Annotated in this window: 21 protein-coding genes and 2 pseudogenes; 8 read left to right on the plus strand and 15 right to left on the minus strand. The window is 34.0% G+C overall.

Annotated features, from left to right (window positions below; all coding sequences use genetic code 11):
* Nucleotides 1–301 precede the first annotated feature (301 nt).
* Nucleotides 302–763: a hypothetical protein gene (locus tag ACVWY7_RS15070; RefSeq protein WP_000591630.1), complete on the minus strand. Its 462-nt coding sequence runs from the start codon at nucleotides 761–763 to the stop codon at nucleotides 302–304.
* Nucleotides 764–1,067: 304 nt separating this feature from the next.
* Between ACVWY7_RS15070 and ACVWY7_RS15075 the strand changes: the two genes are divergently transcribed.
* Nucleotides 1,068–1,775 (plus strand): DNA alkylation repair protein, encoded by a 708-nt coding sequence (locus tag ACVWY7_RS15075; protein WP_105989453.1) that lies wholly within the window; start codon nucleotides 1,068–1,070, stop codon nucleotides 1,773–1,775.
* 78 nt (nucleotides 1,776–1,853) lie between these two features.
* Here ACVWY7_RS15075 and ACVWY7_RS15080 read toward each other — a convergent pair whose 3' ends face one another.
* Entirely contained in the window at nucleotides 1,854–2,186 is a 333-nt protein-coding gene (locus tag ACVWY7_RS15080; protein ID WP_001071921.1) for a DUF3895 domain-containing protein, read from the minus strand.
* Nucleotides 2,187–2,629: 443 nt separating this feature from the next.
* On the opposite strand from ACVWY7_RS15080, the gene ACVWY7_RS15085 reads away from it, so the two are divergent.
* Nucleotides 2,630–3,712, plus strand: a complete 1,083-nt coding sequence (locus ACVWY7_RS15085; protein WP_001080648.1) for an S-layer homology domain-containing protein — start codon at nucleotides 2,630–2,632, stop codon at nucleotides 3,710–3,712.
* Between the two features lie 138 nt (nucleotides 3,713–3,850).
* Here the strand turns inward: ACVWY7_RS15085 and ACVWY7_RS15090 are convergent, their stop codons facing one another.
* Complete coding sequence (locus tag ACVWY7_RS15090; RefSeq protein ID WP_000616185.1) at nucleotides 3,851–4,300, minus strand: VOC family protein; 450 nt, start codon at nucleotides 4,298–4,300, stop codon at nucleotides 3,851–3,853.
* Between the two features lie 256 nt (nucleotides 4,301–4,556).
* Between ACVWY7_RS15090 and ACVWY7_RS15095 the strand changes: the two genes are divergently transcribed.
* A complete protein-coding gene (locus tag ACVWY7_RS15095) occupies nucleotides 4,557–4,967 on the plus strand; it encodes a DUF4279 domain-containing protein (protein ID WP_000323181.1) in 411 nt (136 codons plus the stop codon).
* Nucleotides 4,968–5,066: 99 nt separating this feature from the next.
* On the opposite strand, the gene ACVWY7_RS15100 is transcribed toward ACVWY7_RS15095, so the two are convergent.
* The 4 genes from ACVWY7_RS15100 to phaZ form a co-directional block, all read right to left on the minus strand.
* Nucleotides 5,067–5,267: an NETI motif-containing protein gene (locus tag ACVWY7_RS15100; RefSeq protein ID WP_000166303.1), complete on the minus strand. Its 201-nt coding sequence runs from the start codon at nucleotides 5,265–5,267 to the stop codon at nucleotides 5,067–5,069.
* A complete protein-coding gene (locus ACVWY7_RS15105; RefSeq protein WP_000027639.1) occupies nucleotides 5,251–6,447 on the minus strand; it encodes an MFS transporter in 1,197 nt (398 codons plus the stop codon). The genes ACVWY7_RS15100 and ACVWY7_RS15105 overlap by 17 nt, the downstream gene beginning before the upstream one ends.
* Nucleotides 6,448–6,560: 113 nt before the next feature.
* A complete protein-coding gene (locus ACVWY7_RS15110; protein WP_000546481.1) occupies nucleotides 6,561–6,794 on the minus strand; it encodes a hypothetical protein in 234 nt (77 codons plus the stop codon).
* 40 nt (nucleotides 6,795–6,834) lie between these two features.
* Complete coding sequence (gene phaZ / locus ACVWY7_RS15115) at nucleotides 6,835–7,746, minus strand: intracellular short-chain-length polyhydroxyalkanoate depolymerase (RefSeq protein WP_212113716.1); 912 nt, start codon at nucleotides 7,744–7,746, stop codon at nucleotides 6,835–6,837.
* A 174-nt stretch (nucleotides 7,747–7,920) separates the two neighbouring features.
* Between phaZ and ACVWY7_RS15120 the strand changes: the two genes are divergently transcribed.
* From ACVWY7_RS15120 to ACVWY7_RS15130, 3 genes are all read left to right on the plus strand, one after another.
* Nucleotides 7,921–8,337: a MarR family winged helix-turn-helix transcriptional regulator gene (locus ACVWY7_RS15120; protein ID WP_000343680.1), complete on the plus strand. Its 417-nt coding sequence runs from the start codon at nucleotides 7,921–7,923 to the stop codon at nucleotides 8,335–8,337.
* Nucleotides 8,338–8,352: 15 nt separating this feature from the next.
* Nucleotides 8,353–9,552, plus strand: coding sequence for an MFS transporter (locus ACVWY7_RS15125; RefSeq protein ID WP_001190328.1), 1,200 nt, complete (start codon nucleotides 8,353–8,355; stop codon nucleotides 9,550–9,552).
* A 100-nt stretch (nucleotides 9,553–9,652) separates the two neighbouring features.
* Complete coding sequence (locus ACVWY7_RS15130; RefSeq protein ID WP_456523856.1) at nucleotides 9,653–10,912, plus strand: serine hydrolase domain-containing protein; 1,260 nt, start codon at nucleotides 9,653–9,655, stop codon at nucleotides 10,910–10,912.
* A gap of 54 nt (nucleotides 10,913–10,966) precedes the next feature.
* On the opposite strand, the gene ACVWY7_RS15135 is transcribed toward ACVWY7_RS15130, so the two are convergent.
* The 3 genes and pseudogenes from ACVWY7_RS15135 to ACVWY7_RS15145 all read right to left on the minus strand — a co-directional run bounded on the left by ACVWY7_RS15135 (nucleotide 10,967) and on the right by ACVWY7_RS15145 (nucleotide 12,893).
* On the minus strand, nucleotides 10,967–11,755 hold the full coding sequence (locus ACVWY7_RS15135; RefSeq protein ID WP_001065829.1) for an ABC transporter permease subunit: 789 nt from the start codon (nucleotides 11,753–11,755) through the stop codon (nucleotides 10,967–10,969).
* A pseudogene (locus ACVWY7_RS15140) lies at nucleotides 11,752–12,657 on the minus strand (ATP-binding cassette domain-containing protein). The gene ACVWY7_RS15135 and the pseudogene ACVWY7_RS15140 overlap by 4 nt, the downstream one beginning before the upstream one ends.
* The gene (locus ACVWY7_RS15145; RefSeq protein ID WP_000690912.1) at nucleotides 12,654–12,893 is read right to left on the minus strand and encodes a PLD nuclease N-terminal domain-containing protein; all 240 of its coding nucleotides are present in this window, start codon (nucleotides 12,891–12,893) and stop codon (nucleotides 12,654–12,656) included. Before ACVWY7_RS15145 ends, ACVWY7_RS15140 begins: the two are co-directional and overlap by 4 nt.
* 123 nt (nucleotides 12,894–13,016) lie before the next feature.
* Here ACVWY7_RS15145 and ACVWY7_RS15150 point away from each other — a divergent pair, with 123 nt between their 5' ends.
* Entirely contained in the window at nucleotides 13,017–13,562 is a 546-nt protein-coding gene (locus ACVWY7_RS15150) for a transcriptional regulator (protein WP_000066854.1), read from the plus strand.
* Nucleotides 13,563–13,733: 171 nt separating this feature from the next.
* On the opposite strand, the gene ACVWY7_RS15155 is transcribed toward ACVWY7_RS15150, so the two are convergent.
* The 5 genes and pseudogenes from ACVWY7_RS15155 to alo all read right to left on the minus strand — a co-directional run bounded on the left by ACVWY7_RS15155 (nucleotide 13,734) and on the right by alo (nucleotide 18,007).
* Complete coding sequence (locus tag ACVWY7_RS15155; protein ID WP_001080903.1) at nucleotides 13,734–14,153, minus strand: YvaD family protein; 420 nt, start codon at nucleotides 14,151–14,153, stop codon at nucleotides 13,734–13,736.
* Nucleotides 14,150–14,512 (minus strand): DMT family transporter, encoded by a 363-nt coding sequence (locus tag ACVWY7_RS15160; protein WP_001198615.1) that lies wholly within the window; start codon nucleotides 14,510–14,512, stop codon nucleotides 14,150–14,152. Before ACVWY7_RS15160 ends, ACVWY7_RS15155 begins: the two co-directional genes overlap by 4 nt.
* Before the next feature lie 14 nt (nucleotides 14,513–14,526).
* Complete coding sequence (locus ACVWY7_RS15165) at nucleotides 14,527–15,084, minus strand: TetR/AcrR family transcriptional regulator (RefSeq protein ID WP_000813651.1); 558 nt, start codon at nucleotides 15,082–15,084, stop codon at nucleotides 14,527–14,529.
* Between the two features lie 384 nt (nucleotides 15,085–15,468).
* Nucleotides 15,469–16,220 (minus strand): annotated as a pseudogene (locus ACVWY7_RS15170) (DUF7225 domain-containing protein).
* Nucleotides 16,221–16,468: 248 nt separating this feature from the next.
* The gene (gene alo / locus ACVWY7_RS15175; protein WP_000576716.1) at nucleotides 16,469–18,007 is read right to left on the minus strand and encodes an anthrolysin O/cereolysin O family cholesterol-dependent cytolysin Alo; all 1,539 of its coding nucleotides are present in this window, start codon (nucleotides 18,005–18,007) and stop codon (nucleotides 16,469–16,471) included.
* A gap of 406 nt (nucleotides 18,008–18,413) precedes the next feature.
* On the opposite strand from alo, the gene ACVWY7_RS15180 reads away from it, so the two are divergent.
* Complete coding sequence (locus ACVWY7_RS15180) at nucleotides 18,414–19,760, plus strand: short-chain fatty acid transporter (protein ID WP_000490021.1); 1,347 nt, start codon at nucleotides 18,414–18,416, stop codon at nucleotides 19,758–19,760.
* Nucleotides 19,761–19,780 lie beyond the last annotated feature (20 nt).

Here is a 19,780-nt window from a genome sequence, read left to right on the forward strand (position 1 = left end):
ATGAATCTACTATGTATGAAAATATGTTTATTCCACCTTTTCATTTTATCCCCAGAAGGCGAATTATATTTTCTAGAAAATCCCTTAACAGACATTATTTTATAACCAATTGCAAATGCCGTCAAAAGCACTTATCTCCTTATAACCTACTACTTTTCAAAAAATAGATTAGGATACCTTTTACTCATTTTCTTCAATAGAACAACATGTACTTTTTAAAATGAACCAACGGCATTTTCATATAAAAAATGCCGTTGATTCATAATTTCATGATAAGAAATCCTATACTAGCGAAATACATCTATTGCAAATTTCCTTTAACATTTTCGACAATCTCGTTTATCGTATTTCGATCAAACTTATCACTAATTTCGTATGGCTCACGATCTCCTACTAATTGTACGCCTACAATATCATTGCGGTCCTTACCATATTGCACTTCAATAATCGATCCACGCTCTATTTGCTTCCAAACAAGACCTGCTTCATCTTTATTATCTAACACAATACAGTCCTCAATATTTTCGTCAATCCCAATTAACTTGTTATCATCCATATATCCAACCTCGTATTGTTGACGTTCTTTCGCTTTGCCGCTTACTACTATACCTTTACTTCCATATGAGTAATCCGTATAGTCTTTTTTCTCCGATTGTACCGCTTTCTGCTCTTTTGCTTCACTTTTTTCAGCTGTTGCACAACCCGCAATCATACCAATTGGCATAACTGCAGTTAATACTATTCTCGTAAATTTCTTTATCATTTATAACCAACCTCACATGTTTAACTTTACATTTCATTTATCCCTTTACCAAATAATAACATAATAATACCGAGAAAGAGTCAAAGTTAAAGTGAAATTTTAATCATTAGTTTTCTTATGCTAAAACTCTATGTAAAAAGCTAAATTTTCAAAATCACTAACTCAATTATCAACAAATAATAGAAAGTAGACATCCTACTCACATAAGATTTAAAATTAGAAAGTATGGAAAACATGATAAAAAATATAAACTAGATACTCGCAATTAAAATGAGTTTTATATTAAGGAAGGAAGTGCACAGCTTTGGATTTTAAAACAGTTATGCAAGAGCTTGAGGCCCTAGGCAAAGAAAGAACGAAAAAAATATACATATCTAACGGTGCGCACGAGCCAGTTTTCGGCGTAGCTACAGGCGCTATGAAACCAATCGCTAAAAAAATAAAAGTAAACCAAGAGTTAGCTGAAGAACTGTATGCCACAGGCAACTACGATGCTATGTATTTTGCAGGGATTATTGCAGATCCGAAAGCTATGAGTGAGTCTGATTTTGATCGCTGGATAGACGGAGCGTATTTTTATATGTTGTCCGATTATGTGGTGGCAGTAACGTTATCCGAATCAAATATCGCTCAAGAAGTTGCTGATAAATGGATTGCAAGCGGTGAAGAGCTTAAAATGTCTGCAGGCTGGAGTTGCTACTGCTGGCTTTTAGGGAATCGCAAAGACAACGAGTTTTCTGAAAGCAACATTTCCGATATGCTTGAAATGTTGAAAAACACAATTCATGATTCACCAGAACGAACAAAATCCGCTATGAATAATTTTCTAAACACTGTAGCAATTTCATATGTGCCACTACACGAAAAGGCAGTTGAGATTGCAAAAGAAGTTGGTATAGTTGAAGTAAAACGTGATAATAAAAAAAGCAGTTTGTTAAATGCTACAGAGAGTATTCAGAAAGAACTTGATAGAGGAAGACTTGGTTTCAAACGTAAATATGTAAGATGTTAAAAACAGCAAAAAAGGGTATCAATCTTTCTTGATTGACACCCTTTTTTGCTGTGATTACTGTATTACGCCATGTAAAACTTATATGTTAGAAACTTCTTCTTTTAATTTATAAACCCTATCTCTTTTCTCATCACTTTTGACAAAAATAAGCTTTCCTTCTTTAACAAAGCCTTCTAGTACTAAGCATACTTGTCCATATGCTTTCGGCTTATTCGTTGTGAATCTTTCATCTGATATTTTGCCAGATCGTATTAATTGTTCGCATAGCTCAAGTGCACTTATTTCTTCAGAATCCACTAATTCCAATATATCTTTTTGTAATGGCGATAAAGGTGCTGGTATATGAGCTACCTCCACCTTTTCTGGTTTATTTTCTTCTTCAAATAAATCTTCAAATGAAATTTGATTCATTACTTCTTTTCCTTTCTAACGATTGATTTGTATCACATGAACTGAATCCTATAGCGTAGTTATTATTATGTAGTACTTACCTTATTACATAAATATCAAACTCATGTACATCGTTTCATATAGTATGTTTTGATTATACCAAATACATGTTCTATCTTCTATCGTAGATTGAAAAAAGGAGCGTTTTACTGTTCACAAATAGAGGAAAGGAATTTAGATGATTTTTTTGAATGGATTTAAAAATACCATTTTTTACATAGAGATGAATATTTACAGATAGTGAGATTAAGTTGCATACAGATTAGTAAAATAGTTATTTATTCTATAGAAATTTATGGTAAATTTTCATTACTTATATGTTATAATCACGATGTAAACATTTAAGTATATTAAATGTTTACTAAGGTTATTCAATACGTTTCATATAACAAGGGGGTTCACAAATGAACAGAAAAACAAGTAAAGTTAAAAAGTTTTTGGGATTCGTACTAACCGCAGCATTAGCAACTACAACGATGGTAGGTACAGCAAATGCACAAACAACTACGAATAGCTATAAGGTAGCTAGCAATGAGAACACTGTATTTACAGATGTACCAAAAGACCACTGGTCAAAAGATGCTATTGATTACTTAGCGGCAGCAGGGATTTATAAGGGATATGGAAATGGGAAGTTTGGTTTTGGGGACAACATTACTAGAGGACAGGTAGCTTCTTTAGTCAATCGACATTTAGGTTTAATTGCAGACGATAAACAAGGAAATATGTTTAGTGATATTACAAATCATATGTTCGAAAAGGATATTAAAGCCATTGCGCAAGCTGGAATTATGACAGGTGATGGAACAGGTACATTTCGTCCTGATGATGTATTAACTCGTTATGAGATGGCAGTAATATTACAAAAAGCATTTCATTTAGAATCAAAAGAACAAGGGAAATTTAAAGACGTACCAAAAGGTCATTGGGCTTATGAAGCTGTAAATACACTGCGTAGTAACCGTATAGCACAAGGTGATGAGGCAGGTAATTTTAACGGAAATACATTTGTGAAGCGTGAGCAATATGCACAATTTTTCTATAATGCAATAGCAAAAAACAGAGATTATAATTTCAACATCAATTCAAAAGAAGAAATGAAACAAATGTTAACAACAGCTTTAGAGAATGGGACGTTTGGTCCATTTAAATTAAATTCATTGGGGAAAGATCTATCTGATGTAAAAAAAGAATATGGAGTGCCTGATGTTTTGAAAAAAGCACCATGTACAGAATGTGATGCACCTAATATAGCGGTATACGGCGATTATAATATTGACATGTACCCTTCAGACGCAAGACATATATGGGTAAAAATGGATATAACTATCAATGAATTAAAAGAGTGGTTTGGTGAACCAGATGAAATCGGAGGAGATATGACTAGCGAAGGCTTTATATATGATCGAGGAAGCTATTATCTTTATTTCAGCTTCTCTGATGGTTATATTCAACGCGCTGAAATATCTAATCATGAATATAATTAATAAGTTACAAACAATATAAATATATAAAGCATAAAAAATCCTTCAAGAACATGCCTTTTCTTGAGGGATTTTATTTGTCTCTATCTATTTAACATAATACAAATTTATAAAACTCCTACTGATTAAACTTTATTTTTCTTAATGCTCCGCACCCCATTCACTTAAATACGTTGCATCTTCTAATTCATCTGGATCATCATGTAACATAGAAATAAACTCTAATTTATTTCCATCACAATCTAGAAAATATACACTTGCAGCTGGCATCCATCTTTGAACAATTGGCTCTTCATTCCCTTTCCCCTGACTCCCTACTACCTCTATTCCACGCTTCTCTAACCACAATTTAGAATTCTTTAAAAACTCTAAATCTACACGAAAAGCGAAGTGTTTCGTCTCAAAATCTTCATTCGTATACATTTCCCATAACCCGAGCATTTGCTCTTTACTTTCTCCTACCCAAAAGAAAGCAACCCGCCTTTTCGATAGTTTTTTTGCTAATGTTAAACCTAACTTATTTTGATAGAAATCTATTGCCTTTTCTAAATTTCTTACATGTAAATGCGTTTCATATATGCTTTGTATCATGATGTATTCCCCCTCCCATACATTACAATATATTTTGTTTTTATCATACAAATAAATACATTTGAAATCGTCCTACTTTTGTATCATTGTTCTTTCTACAAAGGTATATATCTAACATTATCATTCATATCCCAACGCCAAAATCCAATAAAAAACCACATTTACATTCTAGTAAATACATTCGTAAATTTTTATAATGTAATAAAAGTAACATTTTAATAATAGAGGAGGAACTGTTCTGGATAAAACCAAAGTTATGGCTTATTTTAATGTAACAGGTGATATATTCCCTGTCGAAGCAATTACCGAGGCTCTAAGTATCGAGCCTACAAAAACTTATAAAAAAGGAGATGTTATTGAAAGACGTGATAATCCAAATCTTGTATCCACAAAAAACCTATATAGAAAAGAGACGGATTGGACTTTAAGCACTGGATACCAACAATCATACGATATAAATAATCAGTTGTATGTTATTCTAAAATCCCTTGAAGGGAAAACAGAACAATTAAAACATCTCAAGAAGAAATATGGTTTAGAGTTTCTTTTTATGATAGTAATTCAAGTGGAGAATAACGAATCGCCCGCAATGTATTTACAAAAAGATATTATTGATTTGGCTAGTTCCATTCAAGCAGAAATTCATTTTGATCTATATATTTGTTAAAAATAAAAACGCTATTGATATTGAAATCAGTAGCGTTCTTATGTGACCATATGTTTTATCTTACTTGTACCCAAAAGCACATTCTTTTTATATAACGTATTACTTCAATTTCCCCTCAAAAACAATCTTCCTACCGCACGGTTCCACTACTGTTTTGCCATCTTTCTTCACTTCATGAAAGATTGGCTCTTCCATACGGCGAGACGGTGCATAGCCTTCTTGTTCCATACGTGCTAAGCAGTCTGTAATTGTTTCGTTTTCGAGTACTTCAAATTTCTTTTTATTAGGTTGTTTTGTCATGCCCTAACCTACTTTCTATTTTTCTTGATGCAAATTGATTCTTCATATAGATCATATATAATATTGCGAGAGTTCCTATTATAATCATAACCGCAACAAAAAAGCTTGTATACTGTATTTTTTCTATAAATACGCCTCCTAATACAGGTCCGAGTATACTTCCTAAACTAAAGGCGATTCCAGATAATATATTTCCTGCTGGCAATAAGTGTCTCGGTAATAAATCTGTCATAAATCCAAGTCCTAACGAGAAGCACGATCCAATGACCATACCCGCTAACAACATGCAGGCAAAGACGATCCAGTAATATTGATCAAATACGGCTGCCAGTAAGAAAATGCCTGTACTTATGCAGAACGTCCACGTTAAAATACGGTCCCTTCCGTATTTGTCACTTAATATACCGAGCGGAATTTGTGTAATAATGCCCCCAACTGCAAACGCTGGCAATAAGAAGGATACTTCTGAGACAGACCATCCTTTTCGAAGCGCGTATACTGGTAAGTTACTATTTAACATCGCTTCCAGTACGCCATATGCAAGTGGTCCCAGTAATGCAATCCATCCTAATCCAACAACTTGTTTATAACGAGAAAATGATGATTCACGCTTCACTTCTCTTTCATCTTGCGCTGGGAATGCATTTTTTGTTGGTAATAGTAACAGCCAACCAATTAAACAAAGTATAGTAGATATAATAAATGGCGTTGCAAGACCGTACTGAACAGTGCTTGCTAAATACGGACCGACGGCAAAACCAATTCCGAAGAATACACCGTATATCGACACTTGTCTCCCTATTTTACTCGGGTCTGCTGTTGTCGTAATCCATGTTTGTGTTCCGACATGCAGCATATGATCTCCGACTCCAACTAGAAATCTAAGGATAAACCATACCCAGAATGAAAAAGTTTGTGTAAAAAAGAATAATGAAATGATAACGAGAAACCCACCAATCACAATAATTGGCTTCATTCCAAACTTTTGCATCGGTTTTTCAAGAAACGGTGAGATCACTAATATCCCAATGTATAGCGCCGTCGCATGAATACCGTTAATACTTGAACTTACCCCTTCTTGTTCAAAAATCATTGCAATGGCCGGTAAAAGCATCCCTTGTGACAAACCCGAGATTGCTACAATCCCAACCATAATCCAAAAAGTAAAACGTATCGACATCCCTTTCCCTCTCCTTCTCACGCTTTCCACCTTTCATTATAAACTGTTTCTGCAAATGCGTGTACGAATATTCGCAATTAAAAAGAAGCGAAAAGAATGAATCTTTTAGCTTCTTATCCTTCCCAAACTTGTGCTTTCACATTGTTATAGAATTGCTTGAAATACGGATATTTATAAAAAGCAGTTTCATACGCGTATTGCTGTGCACTAGCGATTGGTGGCTGCGGGTATTGCAGTTGTAAAGGAACTACAGCTGGTGAAACTTGCATATACAGCGGATCTATCATCATTTTTGTATATACATGATGATTATATGGCGAATGTGCAATGAAGAACGGATGATGCATTGATAATCTCCCCTAATACCTTTCATTTCGGGGATTGTTTCTATTTTAACCAGTCCTCTATATGCTTTATAAATACATCTAAACAATCAATAAACGGAGAATGACCGCAATCTTCTAACAATTGTAATTCAGCATTCGGCAAATGTTTTGCTAACTCCTCACCCACTACTTGCGGTACGACATAATCTCTGTCACCTTGTATGACGAGTGTCGGAGCTTTAATACGATGAATTTGCTTATTTCCCTCTACAACCCCGTTATGTTCATCAGAAATATTAAATGTAATGAGCGCATAATTCACATCTACGAAATTACGCTGCGTTAACATATCGTCTAAATACTTTTCATAACGATCCGGTTCAGGTTGATTATGTGTATATATTAACAAATTCCATACTGTACGATAATATAGTTTATTCATATTTTTTATTGCATCTAACACTGGTGCAATTTGTACAGGATCGTGCGCAATTTCCTCTTTTGTCTTAACTAAACTAGATACGATCGGCTGCCCGTTTATATCTTTTTTAAAGATTGGATATCCCTTCATTCCTACTGATTCTACTAAAATTAACTTTTCGACAAACGTTGGATGATTCGCTGTAAATTGCATCGCAACACCACCGCCCATTGACCAGCCCATTAATGAAAATTTCTCTAGTTTTAACCCGTCGATAAATAGTTTTACATCTTCTGCAAAGTCTTGTATTGAATCTATCGCTTTATTATATGTTGATTGACCAAATCCTCTTAAATCCAGAGCGTAAATATGGTATTGATCTTGCAGCTTTTCAATAACTAAATCCCAATGTTGTGACGATGTCATGTTCCCGTGAATGAGTACAAGAATTTCTGCATTTTGCCTTCCAACTTCCTGATACGCAATCGTTTCTCCGTTCGATAGTGAAACAAACTCCATTGTTGCAGGCTTAATCATCACAAGTTCCCCCATTCTTTTTAATAGAAAGAAAATTCTTTACTTAATTAAAGAATAACATGCAGAATGTATGTTCTCAACATAAAACCGATACGAAATTTTTACATAAATCAACATGTCTATTACTAGACAATTATAATAAAAAAGTATATAGTTAGCTAGGTAACTAATTTGAAAGGATTAACATACATGGACGAAAAACAACATTTTTTTCACATTGTCAGCCAGACTTCTCGGAAGTTTACGAAGAAATTTAATGAACGTGTATCTCCCACTGGGTTATTTAGTGCGCAATGGGCTGTAATTTTCCGCATCAATCAAACTGGTTCTTGTACGCAAACTGAATTGTGCCAGTATTTAAATGTTGAATCACCAACGATGACTCGTACGTTAACACGTATGGAAACGATGGGCTGGATTATTCGCACAGAAGGAAAAGATCGCCGTGAGAAGCTCATTTCTTTATCAGAAACAGCGATAAAAATGATTCCGGTATGGCAAGAAGAAGTTGATACTTTCGAAGAAAAGACGCTAGAAGGTATTAACGAAGATGATTTACATCAAGCATTTCAAGTGTTACAACAAATTATTAAAAACTTAGATTAAATTGGAGGGATGACAATGCAAAGTGAAAAACTTTGGACGAAGGATTTCCTCGGAACTTGTTTTAGTAGTCTATTTCTCTTTTTAACATTTTACATGCTAATGACTACTCTGCCTGTCTATGTAATAGACGGGCTAAAAGGAAAACCAGAGGAAATTGGTTTAGTTGCAACTGTTTTTCTTATTTCATCTGTTTTATGTAGACCATTCACAGGAAAATGGCTAGATGATTTAGGAAGAAAGAAAATATTATTTATTTCACTTTCATTATTTTTAGCCGCTACTGTTATGTATTTCGGTGCGCAAAGTTTATTTTTATTACTTGCTCTTCGCTTCTTACATGGTATTGGTTTTGGTATGGCAACAACTGCAACTGGTACGATTGTAACTGATGTTGCACCAGCTCATAGACGAGGCGAAGCACTTGCCTATTTCGGCGTATTTATGAGTCTACCGATGGTAATTGGTCCTTTTTTAGGTTTAACAATTATTTCTCATTTTTCGTTTACTGTATTATTTATCGTTTGTTCCGTATTTTCATTACTGGCATTTTTATTAGGACTACTTGTAAATATTCCACATGAAGCACCTGTAAGCAAACAAAAACAAGAAAAAATGAAATGGAAAGACTTACTTGAACCATCTTCTATTCCAATCGCTCTTACAGGATTTGTTTTAGCCTTTTCTTATAGTGGTATTTTATCCTTTATTCCTATTTATGCAAAAGAGCTCGGTTTAGCTGATATTGCAAGTTACTTCTTTATTTTATATGCACTTGTTGTTGTCATTTCTCGTCCATTTACAGGTAAAATTTTCGATCGCTTCGGTGAAAACGTACTTGTTTATCCTGCTATTATTATTTTCACAATTGGGATGTTTATTTTAAGTCAGGCGCAAACGCCATTTTGGTTCCTTGGCGCAGGTATGCTAATTGGTTTAGGTTATGGAACATTAATTCCTAGCTTCCAAACGATTGCGATTTCTGCCGCTCCAAACCATAGACGTGGTTCTGCGACAGCTACGTACTTCTCATTCTTTGATAGTGGTATTGGATTTGGTTCTTTCATTTTAGGTATAGTCGCAGCGAAATCGAGTTACCATAATATGTATTTTATCGCAGCTATTATCGTTGCTTTCACTTTACTTCTATATTATGGATTACACGGCCGCAAACAAAAATTCAAGAAACAACGTACAGATGGACAAATATCCGCTTAACTTTTATAAGGAAAGTAAACTTCCCCGTTTACTTTCCTTATTTTGTATTTCTTTCAATAGAAGCGTATACTTATAATAGAAATAAAAAGGAGGGACCGCTATGAAACTAAAAAAATCTCCCCTACTCTTACTCATAATCACATTCATATTTGTAATTACAGGGCTCGGTTTTACATACTTCAAACATAATAAAACGACTCCATCGAAAAATAACGTGACGAAGAAAAATTGGTTAGATGATCCTTACTTACGTTGGTCGTACACACATATGAAAGAATTCACTTTAATTAATGACGTAAAAAATAATCCTGACCAAATTGCTCGCTTCCCATCCGCATTGCAAAATTTAGACAATTTTGCTGTGCAGCGTAGATTTGGAAATACAACTCCTCTAAAAGAACTTTTAGACGATAACAAAACAGATGCGTTTGTCATTGTACATAATGGAAAACTTGTTTATGAACGATATTTCAATGGCTATAACGAGAGCGAACCGCATGGTATGGCGTCATTAGCAAAGGTATTTACCGGAGCAATAATACAATCTCTCGCTGAAGAAAACCGTATTGACTTAGAAAAAACGGCTGACACATATATAAAAGGATTAAAAAATACACCATTAGGAAAAGCAACACTACAGCAATTAATGGACATGCAAGTGTCTGCAGAGTACCCGACTCACGGCTATGAACATCCAGCGTTAGAAAATCAAGATGCACAACTATACTTGGCGAGCAATATTTTACCTCGAGGTAAAAATTACGATGGTCCAATGAAAATTTATGATATGTTACAAGAAGCAGAAGAAACTGCACCGCCTGGTTCTGCCTTTTCTTACAATAACGGATCAACAGAAACACTCGCTTGGATTATTCGAACGATCACTAGTAAATCATTAGCTGAAAATGTTAGCGAGCGCATATGGTCTCAAATTGGTATGGAAGAAAACGCGTATTACGTTACAGATGAAACAAAAATAGAACAAGCGAGTGCTGGTTTAAATGCAACTGCTAGAGATATGGCGAGATTTGGACAATTATTATTAAACAACGGGAAATATAACGGAAAACAAATTTTCCCTTCTTCTATTACTGAAGATATAAAAAATGTGCAAGAAGGTGAACTTGCAATTGGCCCTGGCGCTTCCATTTCTTATCATAATCAATGGTGGATTCCGCACAATGAACAAGGTGCTTTTGAAGTGTTAGGTAGTTACGGACAAACACTTTACATCGATCCGAAAGCAAATATGGTCATTGTCCACTTCTCTTCTAACGCTACGCCAAGTAATGAAATACATTCCGTTTACTCCAATATGTATATTGATATTGCACATCATTTAGAAAAGCTTCCACAGTAGTGGAAGCTTTTTCTTGTTGGGGTGTTTTATTTAAACCCATTACCCTCATCACGTTTATTCATAATGAAACTTTTTATTAGCAATCCAATAATACGTTACGAAGAGTGTCAATAAAATCCACACTATAGTTAGTAATCCAGTAATTATTGCGTTTGAATTTACGCCCCCCGTGACTAACGTTTCCATTGCATACTTACTCATACCGGCTGGATTAAACCGATCCATTATTGGATTCAAACCGACGATTACCCTGCAGGCTAGAAGGAAAACAATTGAAATTAATGCAATAATACCTTGACTGTGAAAAATAGCACTTATCATCGTTGTGAAAGATACGATAAAAAGAACCCAAATTAGATAAAATAGTAATCCAGTAATTAGGTGTGCAAATGGAACGGCAGTAAAAAGAAAATTTACATATAGATAAGAAATTACGTATCCAATTGTTACACTACACGCTACCATTACATAGTTTGACAGTATTTTCCCACCTACATATGAAGTAACAGTAACGGGCCTTGTTAAAATAAAGGCCAGCATACCATTAGCTTTATCTGTTTGAATTGCACCCATCATAGAAATCACTAGAATCATAAGTCCAAGCTGATCAAACTGGGATCCCAAAGTAGTCGCTAGTACTTCGCCCCCTTTTTGCGTTGCCATACTCAGATCAATTGTAATTCCCTGGCCTCCACCTAACGCTTCTAGAATGGATGGTAAATAATGAGTTACTATCGGCTGTGTTGCACCTAAACATATAAAAACAATTGGTAGCCAAATGATCTTAAAATCACGTAACATTTGAACACATTCTTTTTTTATCAATACCATTGAGTTATTCATTTTTGCACCACCAATTTCAAGAAAATCTCTTCTAAAGTATCGTTGCTCATTTCAAATTTAACGATATCCACTTTATGTTCGAGTGCATTTTGTAATAACATATTCTTGCTTATTTCGATACTTTCAACCTTCACTTTGATTTTAAGCCCAACCACTTCTACGTCCTTCACATACGGTAATTTTTTCACAATTTCAATCCACGTTTGATCTTTAGCTGTTATTTCAATAACTAATTTATTTTCACGATTACGGTGTAAAAGCTCCGTAATCGTTGTGTCTTCTATTTTTGTTCCATCTTTTATAATGACAAATCGTTCACAGATTTCTTCTGCATCGCTTAAGATGTGGGTTGATAATAAAATGGTTGTATCTTTTTTTATTTCTTCAATCAGATTCAATACTTCCCGCCGGCCGATCGGATCTAATGCGGATACTGGTTCATCCATGACAATAAGCGAAGGTTTATGCAATAATGCTTGTGCAATACCAAGTCGTTGCTTCATTCAACCAGAAAATGTACTAACCTTTGTATTTTCTTCTCCCTTCAGTCCAACTTTCTCCAACATTTTCGGAATCGCCTTTGACAATTCTTCTTTTTTCATCCCCGAAAGCTGGCCCATAAACGTAAGCGTTTCTCTCGCTGTCATCCAATGAAAAAAATTAGGATATTGAGGTAGATAACCAATTTCACTTTTCATTTTTGATATTTTTATCCCATTCAATAAAACTTCACCAGCAGTTGGATTAGTAATATCCGAAATTACTTTTATTAATGTGGATTTCCCTGCTCCGTTTGGTCCAATTAATCCGACGCATTCCCCCGCTTGCAATTCCATCGAGAAATTATTGACAGCAATTTTTCCTTTAAATGATTTTGTTACATTTTTAATCTCTAATTTCATAATTTCCCACTGTCCTTTCTCCCTATAACAAAGTACAAGATAGGTCCCAATATATTAACGAAAAGAATAATGAACGTCCATACAAGTACATTTTTTCTTGTTTTCCTATGTCGATATAAATCAATGAATGCAATTAAAACTAAAAGTGCCCCCACTGCAATAACTGGCAATATAATGGGTAGAAAAGCCATAATATCAATGTCTTTAAGATCATTCAATCCATAATGTATTTTCATTATCATCAATCCTTTCAAATCTCATTATCATTATTGATAATGATAAAATAAAAACAGATGGATTGCAATCATTATTCTCATTATTTATAATGAGAATAAAAAAACGATATATAAGGTGATATAATGAGTAATAAAGTTGAAATTTTAATGCATCCGGTAAGAATGAAAATTTGCCAAGTGTTAATGAGAAATAAAGAAGATGGGCTAACACCATTAGAAATGGTAAAAATCATTAAAAATGTACCACAAGCAACACTATATAGGCAGCTACAAACTATGGTTGATTCAGGTATCGTCCATGTAATTAAAGAAAAAAAGGTGAAATCTGTTTCTGAAAAATATTACGCAATCAATGAAGAAGATGCAAAAATTGAAGGAAGTGAATGGAAAGGATTATCTGATGATGAAAAGTTAAACTACATTTCCTATTACCAGTTATCACTTATGACACAATATCAAAGTTACCTTAAGAAATTAGAGGAACAAAACAGTCAAGAAGATAAGGCTACTTTTTCTGTAGTAGAATTAAAGCTAGACGAGGAACACTTTGGAAAATTTCAAAACGAACTTAACGAATTAATGATTAAATACTATAATAGCCAAAGTAAAGATGACGAAATAGAGGCTCCAGTTCGGACCGTCGCTATTACAATTATTCCAGAAACGTGAACTAACTCAATATACATAATACAAGCCGATGCTTCCTTACCATAGGAATCATCGGCTATCTTCATTTCGAAAATTGTTTTAACTTCTGCTGTATGGCTGGCGAAAAAACTGATCTAGAAGCTAAAATGTTGTAGAATCTAAAATTCGAATGTGCTTAAAATTTTATCTATATTACATGAATTCTTTTCTCGCGTTAATCTCATACCATCCACACTCTCTCCAAACACTTTTTAAAAAGAAGCATGGATAAACTAATAAATATAAATTAGGAATCCACCAAGACATATCAAAATCTAAACGGATTGTCCAAAATGCTAGAGCTTGTAACCCTGAGCAAAAAGTTAAAATTAATGATAGGAATGCAAAGTGGCTCCAAATATGTTTTTGTTTAGAATGTAAATATAAACTTAGAAATCCCGTTAACGAGATTAACAAATCTAGAGGCAAAAAAGACCAATTCCATGCTACTAAAATAGGATCTTCGTAATCTTTAAACAAATATTCTTGCGGAATTATATGAAAAATTGTTATGAGCCAATATATAACAAACCCAACATCAGTAATAAGGAAAAAATACTTTAATCGATTCAATGTATACGTTCCTCCACCATTTCTTTTTTCTTCGCTTCATGTGCCTCACTATTAAAATTTAATATTACAACTCCAATTAAAATAAAAAGAATTGCGAGTATCTTAATTACATTGATACTTTCTCCAAAATAAATAAAACCAATTGTTGTAATCGTTACAATTCCCATACCCGACCAAACCGCATATGCAACGGACATTTCCATCCCTTTTAATGCAAATGAAAGAAATGCAAAACTTACTACATAAAATACAAAAATAAGAATGCTTGGTACTAGTTTCGTTAATCCATCAGATAGTTTCATCGCAGTTGTACCCGCTACTTCAAATAAAATTGCTAAACTTAAATAAATCCACTGCACTATTTTCCCACCTTTTATTTCGAATTAGAAATGCCATATAGTAACATGTCCATAATCGATTCAAGCATACTTCCCAATGTATAATCACTCTTTTCAATAAACATAGGATCATATATGCGATTCAGTGCCCCTAAATACACTTCAATAAAAAACGGAATTTGAATTTTTCTTATGCTACCTTCTCTCATTCCCTCTTCAATTAAACCAATTACAGTAGACCAGACTTCACGTAAAAACTGATCTAATTTTAACCATTGGTAATAATGATGTTTTTTTAGTTCTACTAATAAACGTGCGTCCATGAATTGAAATTGTTGTGGAATGCAAATTAAAATGAGCCTTATTTTTTCAACTGTTTGTAACGTATCATCTTCAGCGATATTTTTTTCCTTTTCTTGAATATTTTCTATTACATTACGAATAACTTCATCTACTATTTCATCTTTTGAAGAGAAGTGCTCATAGATTGTCCTCTTACTGACAGCTAATTGTTTTGCTAAATCACTAATTGTAAATGTAAACCCCTTCGTTTGAATTTGATGAATGGTTTCTGTTACTATTCTTTGTTTCATAATCCGCCCCCTAAACCTTTGGTACCAATTTAGTTTTTTTGGTACCATTTCATTTTACAATATTTAACACAATGTATACAACTAACATTTCAAATTTTCTTATTTTTAACTCAAAACAGGTAAACATAAGAGCGTTGAGAATCATACCTGCATATTTAACAATCAAGTGAATGTATAAAATAACACTCATACATGAAAGTTTAACTAAAGTTAAATGCAATTGTATAAGGCTATGTTGGTATATGTTCTTTTTTAGTTTGATGGGGCCGGATAGAAACTATTAGTCACTGAGCACTAATAGTTTTTGTTTTATATGATTCCTATAACAATTACAAAGCTGAAGAATCATTGTTGGAGCTGCTTACTTCTGCTAAAAAGCCCCCCTTATAGGAGTGTCTTTTCTACTCTCTTTAAAGAATTTATATCAACCTCATAAGTATTCCCATACGGTCTAAGTGATGGAATCTCTTCCTTTGGTCCATAAAATAATAGTTTCAAATCATCATCTTTATACTGAACTACGAAGAAGTCATCGAATTGGTCGAATGTGTTTTGGTTGATCGTGATAAACCCTTTTTCTTGAGCAGTTGTTTTAACACTTATTCTTCGTCCACCTTTAATGACATCATATCCGTGCTGATTCGTCACTTTGGATAGCTCACCATTCGTGTAAAGAACACAAAAAAATTCACCTAGAGACCTATAAGATGCCTTAATTCAGTCGCCTTACAACCAAGAATATTCATTTCAAATCGTAACATTTCAAAGTATGCCTCATATAACTTTTTAATTTGTGAGATTCCTATTTGATCCTTATCCTTATAGAAAAGAAGTTTCCCATTTTCCCACTCACCTACAACAGATTCACACTCTGCCCCTTTAGGTTTGTGAAAAACTAATCCAGTATAAGGATAATTTTCACCTACATATCTATAAGTTTTTTTGTTTATATATATAAACAAATTTTTATTAACAGCCCTCCCTTTGTTATAACGGTTATAACAATAATCAGCAGGATTAATACTCCCAGGTTTCGTATTAAATTTTGTGATTAATCTGTCCTTTATCTCTGCAAATGTTAAAATATCGCCTATTTTTTCTTTAAGTGCCTCTATAAATTGCTCATAAATAATCAATATAATCCTCTCCTTGTGCTTCTCAACATTTTTAGCCCTGGTAAAACTTTCACTCTATCATTTGGCCTAATTGTGGAATAACATATCTAGGGTTCTTTATAAATTTATATAATCTTCTGTATAAATTTTACATTTAATTAATTAAATTTCATAGACTATTAGAGTAAAATATAATGATGGGGAGAAACGCCGATCTACCTATCACCTAAGTAAAAAAGCGCCCTATAAACAAGGCGCTTCACTCAAACCTAATGACTAATAGTAGCAGTTGGGTATAATGTTGTTCCTCCAATTGAAACCTTTATTTCATTTGTTAATGGAACATTTTGTTCATTAATAATTGTTCTCCACCATTCCCATGCAAGACCTGTACATTCTCTTGCTACAATTTTTATATTTTTTGAATTTGGTGGAAGAGGGATTACTGTAGAGTAATGAGCGGTTTTGTCTTTGCCACTACCTTCCCATGTTTTATGTGTTAGTACTTCTTTCCCATTTTGATCAAATGTGAATTCATCCCAAGATACATCAAATTGAGCAACATAAGCACCGTAATGATCAAGTGTCATTTTAGCACTTGAATATTCTGTAGTTGTCGTCTCGATATAATCTGTGTTGTTATGAACAGCAGCAGTTGCATTATCTTTTAAGAACGTGCTTGTATATGAAATTGGGTATGCTGGATTTTTAAAGCTTAATTCAGCATTATCTTTAATAATATTTCGAATTTCATTGAAATCTTTTGTAACAACCTTGTTATGCTCTTTCGCATCTCCGCCTAATACTACAGCAGTAAAGGTACTTTCTTCAAAAATATCTTTGTACTGTCCACTCGTTTCGACGCTGTTATTCTTAAGTAGAGCTTTAAAAGCAGCTTGTACATCTTTACTCTTAGATGTTGTTTCTAATTTTACATAAACCGTTCTACCATAAGCTACATTTGAAACCATAACAGGTGGAGCCGAATTACTTACTCCTTTACGAGTTAACTCATCAAAAGTAACACTATTATCAAAAAGATCGGATGGATTGTTAGGTAGTTCAGCACTTACAGTATAAAATATTTGTTTATATGCGGCTACCATCACTTTTTTCTCTCCATTTGCAACCGCATTAAAGTCAATATTTAGACTGTTATCAAGGTATTTAGCGTTAACATTAAGAGCACTTGCAATTTGTGATTTACTATAAACCATAGATTCTGTATACTGCATTCTTGCCGGTAACGTATGTGTTGTAGAATACTTTTCATTCCAAGTAGATACTAAATCGTCTACTGCTCCAGCCACATTACCATATGTCGGATTTTGGACAGTGATTGTATTTTCTTTTCTCATGCCAGGTAAGTCTATACTAATATTCAAAGGCTTTCTCTTAGCCACTAATAAACTTGGTTGATTGTCTGCAAAAGCTTTATTGGCAAGTTGTACAGCTCCTGGATATGTGCGATTTGCTACAGAATCAATAATCGAAATATCGACTGGTGACGTTGTAAGTGATTTTTTCTCGCGTTCCACTACTACAAATTTACCGTTTGAATTGATACTCTCTTTCGGAACAAAACTCTCTACTTTATCACCATTTACTGCTAAAATATCTCTACTATCATACTTTAGATTTGCTATACCAGTATTAATATCATTAGCATTTTTTATTGCATCAGTTGCATTACCGGCTTGTGTTTCTGCAAAAGAAATAGACGAATAATGAATGGTACATAGACTAACTAATAAACATGCAAGGAACTTTCTTCTTTTAGTGTTTTTCTTAATATTCAGAAAAATCACCCCGTTCTTTTTTAGTAAGATATAATAATGATTGATACATGATAGCTAACAAATAACCTTACATAAACGCTTTTAAAAGTTCTTGAACTAAAGGAATTACTCCACCTAAAAATTTTAAAACTGCCATTGCGATTTCCATATTACTTCCTCCTCTTTGCTGTATAAAGATGTGTTGAATATTTATGCTTTCATTATAATAAGCTTTTACATTTGCATCAATTCATTTTTATATGCAATATTTCATATTTGAGAAAAGCAACTTTTTCTGTCAAGTTGATGATGGTACTACTCTTCTTGAACATATTTCTATCTCTTTAAAAATATCAGAATTTTCTATTTTTAAAAGGTTATGAACGAAACAACCTCGAATAATTGTAATAAACATACATAAGGAGGTTGATCTATTTTGTTTCGTTCTTTTACTAATGGTTGCGTCGCCTTAGTGCAACGTTTCTTGCCAGAACCGTTTATATTATCATGTTTATTAACTGTTTTTGTTATTTTCTTCGGCATGTTTGCAACGCATCAAACACCTGTGGAAATGATTAATCACTGGGGTAATGGCATTTGGGGACTTCTCGCCTTTTCTATGCAAATGGCACTTGTACTCGTGACAGGATCTGCTTTAGCAAACGCTCCTCTTATTAAAAAAGGATTAACGAAAGCGGCAAGACTACCAAAAACAAATGGACAAGGTATTATTGCCATTTCAATCGTAAGTTTACTAGGGGCATACATAAACTGGGGATTTGGTATTGTTGTATCTGTTTTATACGCAAAAGAAGTGGCAAGACAATTAGAAGGATTGGATTATAGACTAGCAATCGCTTCTTCTTACTCTGGATTTCTCATTTGGCATGCGGGGCTTTCTGCTTCTATCCCTCTTACGTTAGCAACAGGCGGAGAAACGTTAATGAAAACGACAGCTGGAAGTATTAAAGAAGCGATTCCAATCACTGAAACGTTATTCTCACCATATGCTCTCGTTCCAGTTATTATCTTTTTAGTTACGATGCCTCTCATTAATAAGGCGATGCATCCAGATGCAAAACATACAATAACAGTAGATCCTAGCGTATTCCATGAGGAAGCTGCCGCTCAAGAGGTAGGAAAAAATACGTTCGCTGAAAAAATGGAAAATAGTATCATCATTACACTTTGCGTTGGATTGTTAGGCCTCATTTATATTTTTAACTACTTTTATACGAAAGGCTTTAACCTTACACTCGATATCGTTATTTTTATGTTATTAATTGCTGGACTCATTTTCCACCGTACTCCAATTCAATATATTCGTGCTTTTTCAGATTCTACGAAAAGTGCTTCTGGTATTTTACTTCAATTTCCGTTTTACGCAGGAATTATGGGGATGATGATCGGAGCAAATAGTGAAGGACTTTCACTTGGAGGAGCTATTTCGAATTTCTTTATTAGCATTTCAAACGAAACAACTTTCCCGCTCTTTACTTTTTTAAGTGCGGGCATCGTTAACATTTTCGTTCCATCTGGTGGCGGTCAATGGGCTGTGCAAGCACCCATTATGATTCCAGCTGGCGCTGAACTTGGTGTACCTGCTGCAAAAACAGCAATGGCCATTGCGTGGGGCGATGCTTGGACAAATTTAATTCAACCTTTCTGGGCATTACCAGCATTAGCGATAGCTGGTTTAGGTGCTCGTGATATTATGGGATTTTGCGTTGTGAACTTACTATATGCAGGATTTATCATAAGTCTATGTTTCTTATTTATTTAAACGAAAAGCTAGTTTTATAC

This window comes from Bacillus sp. TE9106W, from assembly GCF_054062215.1.